6 protein-coding genes are annotated in these 8,111 nt (G+C 70.2%); 1 reads left to right on the forward strand and 5 read right to left on the reverse strand.

Annotated elements, in window-relative coordinates; translation table 11 throughout:
* Positions 1-90: 90 nt before the first annotated feature.
* Entirely contained in the window at positions 91-1,320 is a 1,230-nt protein-coding gene (gene mshC / locus ACFWUZ_RS25020) for a cysteine--1-D-myo-inosityl 2-amino-2-deoxy-alpha-D-glucopyranoside ligase (RefSeq protein WP_384376947.1), read from the forward strand.
* A 152-nt stretch (positions 1,321-1,472) separates the two neighbouring features.
* Here mshC and ACFWUZ_RS25025 read toward each other — a convergent pair whose 3' ends face one another.
* From ACFWUZ_RS25025 to ACFWUZ_RS25045, 5 genes are all read right to left on the reverse strand, one after another.
* Positions 1,473-2,474, reverse strand: coding sequence for a PAC2 family protein (locus ACFWUZ_RS25025; RefSeq protein WP_384376950.1), 1,002 nt, complete (start codon positions 2,472-2,474; stop codon positions 1,473-1,475).
* 127 nt (positions 2,475-2,601) lie between these two features.
* Positions 2,602-4,209, reverse strand: coding sequence for an FAD-dependent oxidoreductase (locus ACFWUZ_RS25030; RefSeq protein ID WP_384376953.1), 1,608 nt, complete (start codon positions 4,207-4,209; stop codon positions 2,602-2,604).
* Positions 4,210-4,250: 41 nt separating this feature from the next.
* Complete coding sequence (gene glpK, locus ACFWUZ_RS25035) at positions 4,251-5,777, reverse strand: glycerol kinase GlpK (RefSeq protein ID WP_384376956.1); 1,527 nt, start codon at positions 5,775-5,777, stop codon at positions 4,251-4,253.
* A 78-nt stretch (positions 5,778-5,855) separates the two neighbouring features.
* Entirely contained in the window at positions 5,856-6,638 is a 783-nt protein-coding gene (locus tag ACFWUZ_RS25040; protein ID WP_384376959.1) for an MIP/aquaporin family protein, read from the reverse strand.
* A gap of 324 nt (positions 6,639-6,962) precedes the next feature.
* On the reverse strand, positions 6,963-7,730 hold the full coding sequence (locus ACFWUZ_RS25045) for an IclR family transcriptional regulator (RefSeq protein ID WP_384376962.1): 768 nt from the start codon (positions 7,728-7,730) through the stop codon (positions 6,963-6,965).
* Positions 7,731-8,111 lie beyond the last annotated feature (381 nt).

Here is an 8,111-nt window from a genome sequence, read left to right on the forward strand (position 1 = left end):
ACAGTTCCGGCCAGAGCGCAAGAGTGCCGATCAAGACAACACTGCAGGTCCGGTTCGTTTCCGGAACATCCGTCCGGTTAGGCTCGAGGCATGCATGCCTGGCCCGCTTCTGAGGTCCCCGCCCTTCCTGGCAAGGGCCGCGACCTCCAGATCCACGACACCGCGACCCAGGGGACGATCACCCTCGCCCCCGGTCCCGTCGCCCGTATCTACGTCTGCGGCATCACGCCGTACGACGCGACCCACATCGGTCACGCGGCGACCTACAACGCGTTCGACCTCGTGCAGCGCGTGTGGCTCGACACCAAGCGGCAGGTCCACTACGTCCAGAACGTCACGGACGTGGACGACCCGCTCCTGGAGCGGGCGCTGCGCGACAACCAGGACTGGACCGAGCTCGCCGAACGCGAGACGGCCCTCTTCCGCGAGGACATGACCGCCCTGCGGATGCTGCCGCCGCAGCACTACATCGGAGCCGTCGAGGCCATACCGGGCATCGTGCCGCTGGTGGAGCGGCTGCGGGACGCGGGCGCCGCCTACGAGCTCGAAGGCGACGTCTACTTCTCCGTGGAGTCGGACCCGCACTTCGGCGGGGTCTCGAACCTCGACGCCGAGGCGATGCGGCTGCTCTCCGCGGAGCGCGGCGGCGACCCGGAGCGGCCGGGCAAGAAGAACCCGCTCGACCCGATGCTGTGGATGGCCGCCCGCGAGGGCGAGCCGAGCTGGGACGGCGGCTCGCTGGGCCGCGGCCGGCCCGGCTGGCACATCGAGTGCGTCGCCATCGCCCTGGACCACCTGGGCATGGGCTTCGACATCCAGGGCGGCGGCTCCGACCTGGCCTTCCCGCACCACGAGATGGGTGCCTCGCACGCGCAGGCGCTGACGGGCGAGTTCCCCATGGCCAAGGCGTACGTGCACGCCGGCATGGTGGCGCTGCACGGCGAGAAGATGTCGAAGTCCAAGGGCAACCTGGTCTTCGTCTCCGCGCTGCGCCGGGCCGGGGTCGACCCGGTCGCGATCCGCCTGGCCCTGCTGTCGCACCACTACCGGGCCGACTGGGAGTGGACCGACTCCGTCCTCGCCGATGCGGTGGCCCGCCTGGAGCGGTGGCGCGCGGCGGTGTCCCGGCCGGACGGCCTGGCGGCCGACGCGCTGGTCGAAGAGGTCCGCGAGGCCCTGGCGAACGACCTCGACGCGCCTGCCGCGCTGGCCGCCGTGGACCGCTGGGTCGAGCTGCAGCTCGCTTCCGGCGGCGACGAGGAATCAGCGCCGGGCCTGGTCTCCCGTACGGTGGACGCCCTCCTGGGCGTGGCCCTGTAACCAGCGGCGCCGCTGGTTACGGGTCTCCGCCGGAGGGGCTGGATCGCGCGAAGCGCCATTCCAGCCCCTCCGGCGTTCGAGGCGCGGGGTGTGGGGCGGCGCCCCACGAAGCCCTGGGGCGCCGCACCCGTACCCCGGGACCGCCCGGCCGGCTAGGCCTCCGGAGGGGTGTCGCCCTCCTCCGGCGGGGCCGCGGCCGGGGGCTGCGGATCCTCGCCGGAGACGTCCGGCTTGCGCTTCGGCGGGCGCGGCATGCCGCCTGCGGTGTCCCGCAGGTACGACCCGTCACCCGCCTCCGGCGCCGGACCCGCCGCCGGGTCCCGGCGGCGCAGGTACCGCTCGAACTCCCGCGCGATGGCGTCGCCCGACGCCTCCGGCAGGTCGGCCGTGTCCCTCGCCTCTTCCAGCGTCTGCACGTACTCCGCGACCTCGCTGTCCTCGGCCGCCAGTTGGTCCACACCCAGCTGCCAGGCCCGTGCGTCCTCGGGCAGTTCGCCCAGCGGGATCCGGATGTCGATCAGATCCTCCAGCCGGTTCAGCAGCGCCAGCGTCGCCTTCGGATTCGGCGGCTGCGACACGTAGTGCGGCACCGCCGCCCACAGCGACACCGCCGGGACGCCCGCGTGCGTACAGGCCTCCTGCAGGATCCCGACGATGCCCGTCGGGCCCTCGTACTTCGTCTCCTCCAGGTCCATCGTCCGCGCCAGGTCCGCGTCCGAGGTGACTCCGCTCACCGGCACCGGCCGGGTGTGCGGGGTGTCCCCGAGCAGCGCGCCCAGGATGACCACCATCTCCACGCCGAGTTCGTGCGCGAAGCCGAGGATCTCGTTGCAGAACGACCGCCACCGCATGGACGGTTCGATCCCCCGGACCAGCACCAGGTCCCGCGGCTTGGCGCCGCCGATGCGGACCACCGACAGGCGCGTGGTCGGCCAGGTGATCTTCCGTACCCCGTTGTCCAGCCACACCGTCGGCCGGTTGACCTGGAAGTCGTAGTAGTCCTCGGCGTCCAGAGCCGCGAAGACCTCGCCCTTCCACTCCCGGTCCAGGTGCGCGACCGCACCGGAGGCCGCGTCACCCGCGTCGTTCCAGCCCTCGAACGCGGCCACCATGACCGGGTCGATCAGCTCGGGCACGCCCTCAAGCTCGATCACCCAGGTCTCCTTCCGAAGTTCCCTTGTGTACGTGGCTCAGCCTAAGCCTTGATGAGGCACCGGCCACAGCCCACGACAGAGGGGCGGTTCCCCTCGGAACCGCCCCTCTTCCCCACCTGCGGGAGAGCTATGCCTTGCGGCTCAGCATCTCCTCGACCCGCGCGCGCACGGAGGCGTCGTCCAGGCCGCGGATCGTCACCGTCGTGCGCCGGCGCAGTACGTCGTCGGCGGTCTGCGCCCACTCGTTGTCACGGGCGTAGGCGACCTGCGCCCAGATCTCCGGACCGTCCGGGTGGATCCGCTCGGCCAGCGCCGGGTCCTCGTTCGCGATCCGCGCGATGTCGAAGGCGAGCGAGCCGTAGTGCGAAGCCAGGTGACGTGCCGTCAGCGGGTCCATGCGCGTGCCGGGCTCGCGGTCCACCAGCAGCCGGTGCGCGACCGCGTTCGGGTTGGCGACACCGGGCAGCGGGATGCGGCGCACGAGCGACTTCGCCGGCTCCATGTCCTCGGTGAGCGGGCTGCCCGGGAGCTTCGCCAGCTTGTCCATGACCACGCGGCCGATGTGGCGGTACGTGGTCCACTTGCCGCCGGCCACCGACAGCATGCCGCCCGCGCCCTCGGAGACGACCGTCTCGCGCTTGGCCTTCTCCACGCCGCCGGGGCCGCCGGGCAGCACCCGCAGGCCCGCGAAGGCGTACGTCATCAGCGAGCGGTCCAGGTCCGCGTCCTTCACCGAGAAGGCCGCCTCGTCCAGGATCTGCTGGATGTCGGACTCGGTGGCGCGCACGTCGCCCGGATCGCCCTCGTACACCTCGTCGGTCGTGCCCAGCAGCAGCTGGTCCTCCCACGGCAGGGCGAAGGTGATGCGGTACTTGTCGATCGGGGTGGCCATGGCGGCCTTCCACGGCGACTTGCGCTTCATCACGATGTGCGCGCCCTTGGACAGGCGGATGGACGGCATCGAGTGCTTGTCCTCCATGCGCCGCAGGTGGTCCACCCACGGGCCGGTGGCGTTGAGCACGACACGCGCGTCCACCCCGAACTCGGTGCCGTCGATGCGGTCCTTGAGCTCGGCACCGCTGACCCGGCCGCGCGTCGTGCGCAGGCCGGTGACCTCGGCGTGGTTGAGGACGACCGCACCCGACTCGACGGCCGCGCGGACCGTCATGACGGCGACCCGGGAGTCGTTCATCTGGTGGTCGTAGTAGACGGCGACGGCCTTGAGGTTGTCCGTCTTCAGGCCCGGGTTGTCGGCGACGGCGCGGGCCGGCGAGATGACCTTGCCCATGCCGTCGCCGAAGGCGGAGAGCGCCGAGTACGCGAACACGCCCGCGCCCAGCTTCGCGGCGCCGACCGGACCGCCCTTGTACACCGGGAGGTAGAAGGTGAGCGGGTTGACCAGGTGCGGGGCCACGTCCTTGGCCAGCACCCTCCGCTCGTGGTGGTTCTCGGCCACCAGCTTGACCGCGCCGGTCTGCAGGTAGCGCAGACCGCCGTGGACGAGCTTGGAGGAGGCGGAGGAGGTGGCGCCGGCGAAGTCGCCGGCATCCACCATGGCAACCCGCAGACCCGACTGCGCGGCGTGCCAGGCCACGGAGGTGCCCAGGATTCCACCGCCGATGACCAGCAGGTCGTACGTGGCCTTCGCCAGCTGCTCACGGGTCTCGGCACGGCTCGGGTTCGAGCCGGCGGTCGGGTGCGTACCCAGCGTGGGAACGCTCTGCAGGCTGCTCATATCTCTCTTAGCTCCTCGTCGATTGACTCAGCTGAGTGCGGTCAGCTGGCGTCTTCGTCGTCGACCCAGCCCATGGACCGCTCCACGGCCTTGAGCCAGCTCTTGTACTCGCGGTCCCGCTGCTCGGCGGGCATCCGCGGGGTCCACTCCGCCGCGCGGCGCCAGTTGGCGCGCAGGGCGTCGGTGTCGGGCCAGAAGCCGACGGCCAGGCCGGCGGCGTAGGCGGCGCCGAGACAGGTGGTCTCGGCGACCATCGGGCGCACCACGGGGGCGTCCAGGAAGTCCGAGAGCGTCTGCATCAGCAGGTTGTTGGAGGTCATGCCGCCGTCGACCTTCAGGGCCGCGAGCTCGACGCCCGAGTCCTTGGTCATGGCGTCGGTGATCTCGCGGGTCTGCCAGGCGGTGGCCTCCAGAACGGCACGGGCGATGTGCGCCTTGGTGACGTACCGGGTGAGGCCGGCGATCACGCCGCGGGCGTCGGAGCGCCAGTACGGGGCGAACAGGCCGGAGAAGGCCGGCACGAAGTAGGCGCCGCCGTTGTCCTCGACCGAGGAGGCGAGCGTCTCGATCTCGGCCGCGGACTTGATCAGACCCATCTGGTCGCGCATCCACTGGACGAGCGAGCCGGTGACGGCGATGGAGCCCTCCAGCGCGTAGACCGGCTTCTGCTCGCCGATCTGGTAGCCGACGGTGGTCAGCAGGCCGCTGTAGGAGTTGATGATCTTGTCGCCGGTGTTCATCAGCATGAACGTGCCGGTGCCGTACGTGGACTTCGCCTCGCCCTCGGCGAAGCAGGTCTGGCCGAAGAGGGCGGCCTGCTGGTCACCGAGCGCCGAGGCGACCGGGACGCCGGCGAGGACGCCGTCCTTGACGTGGCCGTAGATCTCGGCGGAGGACTTGATCTCCGGGAGGACGTTGAGCGGGACGCCCATGGACTCGGCGATCTTGTCGTCCCAGGCCAGGGTGTGCAGGTTCATCAGCATGGTGCGCGAGGCGTTGGTGACGTCGGTGACGTGCACGCCGCCCTGGGCGCCGCCCGTGAGGTTCCAGATGACCCACGAGTCCATGGTGCCGAAGAGGATGTCGCCGGCCTCGGCGCGCTCGCGCAGGCCCTCGACGTTGTCGAGCAGCCAGCGGACCTTCGGGCCCGCGAAGTAGCTCGCCAGCGGCAGTCCGGTCTCACGGCGGAAGCGGTCCTGGCCGACGTTGCGGCCGAGCTCCTTGCACAGGGCGTCGGTGCGGGTGTCCTGCCAGACCAGCGCGTTGTGCACCGGCTCGCCGGTGTTCTTGTCCCACAGGAGGGTGGTCTCGCGCTGGTTGGTGATGCCGACGGCCTTGACGTCGGCGGCGGTGATCTCGGCCTTGGCGATGGCTCCGGCCACGACCTCCTGGACGTTGGTCCAGATCTCGGTGGCATCGTGCTCGACCCAGCCCGGCTTCGGGAAGATCTGCTCGTGCTCCTTCTGGTCGACGGCGACGATGCGCCCGTCGCGGTCGAAGACGATGCAGCGGGAGGAGGTGGTGCCCTGGTCGATCGCGGCGATGAAGGGGCCGGTGCTGCTGGTCATGATGGCTGCTCCTGGCAGGTCTGGTGAGTAGGCGGAATCAGGAGGACGGTACGGATCTTGCGATCTTGCCGGTGCTGATCAGGCGAACGCGATGTTGTACAGACCACCGGCAACGACGGCACCGACGAGCGGGCCGACGACCGGGATCCAGGAGTATCCCCAGTCGGAGCCGCCCTTGTTGGGCAGCGGGAGCAGGGCGTGCACGATGCGGGGACCGAGGTCGCGCACCGGGTTGATGGCGTAGCCGGTCGGACCGCCGAGGGAGAGGCCGATGCCGACGACCACGAACGAGGTGATCAGGACGCCTATGACACCGAGGCCCTTGCCGCCGTCCTGGAGGCCCTGGGTCAGGATGGCCAGGATGAGGACGGCCGTGCCGATGATCTCGGTGGCGAGGTTCTGGACGACATTACGGATCTCGGGGCCCGTGGAGAAGACACCGAGCACCGGGCCGGCCTGGTCGTGCGGGTGCGGGTCCTCAGGACCGAGCTTGGCGTCCCGGATGTGCTCGGGGTCGGACAGGTGCACTCGGAACTGGCCGTAGTAGGTGACCCACATCAGCACGGCGCCCAGCATGGCGCCGAGCAGCTGAGCCGCGAAGTAGACGGGCACGTCGCCCCACTCGCCGGTCTTGACCGCGAGGCCGACGGTGACCGCCGGGTTGAGGTGCGCCCCCGAGAGCGGTGCGGAGACGTAGGCGGCGATCAGTACGGCGAAACCCCAGCCGAAGGTGATCGCGAGCCAGCCCGCGTTGCGGGCCTTGGAGCTCTTGAGCGTGACCGCGGCGCAGACGCCGCCGCCGAGCAGTGTGAGCAGGGCGGTACCGATGGTCTCGCCGATGAAGATGTCGGAGCTGGACACCCGCGACTCCTTTGTCTTACGTCCAGGGGTGGGCGGACACCGGGTCCCTCCGGTGGTCCACACACTCGGTGAGTGCTGCACCGGTCCTTGGCCTTGTCACACCCTAACGCGTATTGCCGGTAGGTGTTCGACAATGCCGACCGATGAACGGCAGTTTTCCGCCTAGATGAAGAACGCGTCAAGGGTCGACCAGGTCAAAGAACCGGATCGTTACCACTCGGTTCGATCGACCAGAACAAGCCAATGGATGATCCGGAAATGACAAAATCCACCCAAGTGGCCCATGACGCGGCCACTGGGTGGATCGGATGGCTCAGGTCAAGCTCAGAACCGGCCCGCCCCGAGATCGCGGGAAACCGACCGTGCGCAGTCCCGGACGGACGCCACCAGCGACGCCCTGGGCTCCCCGGACTCCGTGCAGACCCGCTCCACGGCTCCCGCGACGGCCACCGCCCCGACGGGCATCCGGCGCCGGTCGTGGATGGGCGCGGCCACCGAGGCGATGCCCTCCCACGTCTCCTCCACGTCGGAGGCCCAGCCGCGCGCCCGGATCAGCTCGAGGACCCCCTCGAAGGCCTTGCCGTCGGTGACCGTACGAGGGGTGAAGGCGTCCCGGTCCACCTCCAGGACCTGCGTGTGGGCGACGGGATCGTAGGCCGACAGCACCTTGCCCAGAGCCGTGGAGTGCAGCGGCTGCATGGCCCCCACCTCCAGCACCTGGCGGCTGTCGTCGGGCCGGAACACGTGGTGCATGATCAGCACCCCGCTCTGGTGCAGCACCCCCACGTAGACGCTCTCGCCGCTGGCCCGCGCCAGGTCGTCCGTCCACACCAGGGCGCGGGCCCGCAGCTCGTGGACGTCGAGGTAGCTGTTGCCCAGGCGCAGCAGCTCCGCGCCCAGCTGGTAGCGGCCCGAGGCGGGGTCCTGTTCCACGAAGCCCTCGGCCTGCAGGGTGCGCAGGATCCCGTGGGCCGTGCCCTTGGCCAGGCCCAGGGACGAGGCGACGTCCGACAGGCCCAGCCGGCGCTCCCCGCCCGCCAGGAGCCGCAGCATCGCAGCGGCTCGTTCGAGCGACTGGATGTTCCGTGCCATCGCGCAGCCTCCTGCTGACGTAGTTCGACAATGCTGAACACTATCGGTCGATGTCGACCTTGTGCATGGTTGGGCAGTTCACGGGCCGACGAACACCCCGTTCCCCCATGCGGGCCCCCGCGCACAGAATGCAGTCCGCCACGTGGGACAGCCTCACCGGGTCCGTTGCCGCGCGGTTACCCTGACCGCGTGCACCCTTGACACAGAGGGGGTGCAAAGCCGACAGCCGTCGCATCCCAGGGAGCACAACCATGGCCTCGTTGCCGAACCTGCCCGCTGACATCCAGAGCCGGGCGGATGCCCTTCGTGAGGCGTTGGCCACCCGTGTGGTGGTGGCTGACGGTGCGATGGGGACCATGCTTCAGGAGCAGGACCCTTCCC

The sequence above is a fragment of the Streptomyces sp. NPDC058646 genome (assembly GCF_042716875.1).
GTDB lineage: Bacteria > Actinomycetota > Actinomycetes > Streptomycetales > Streptomycetaceae > Streptomyces.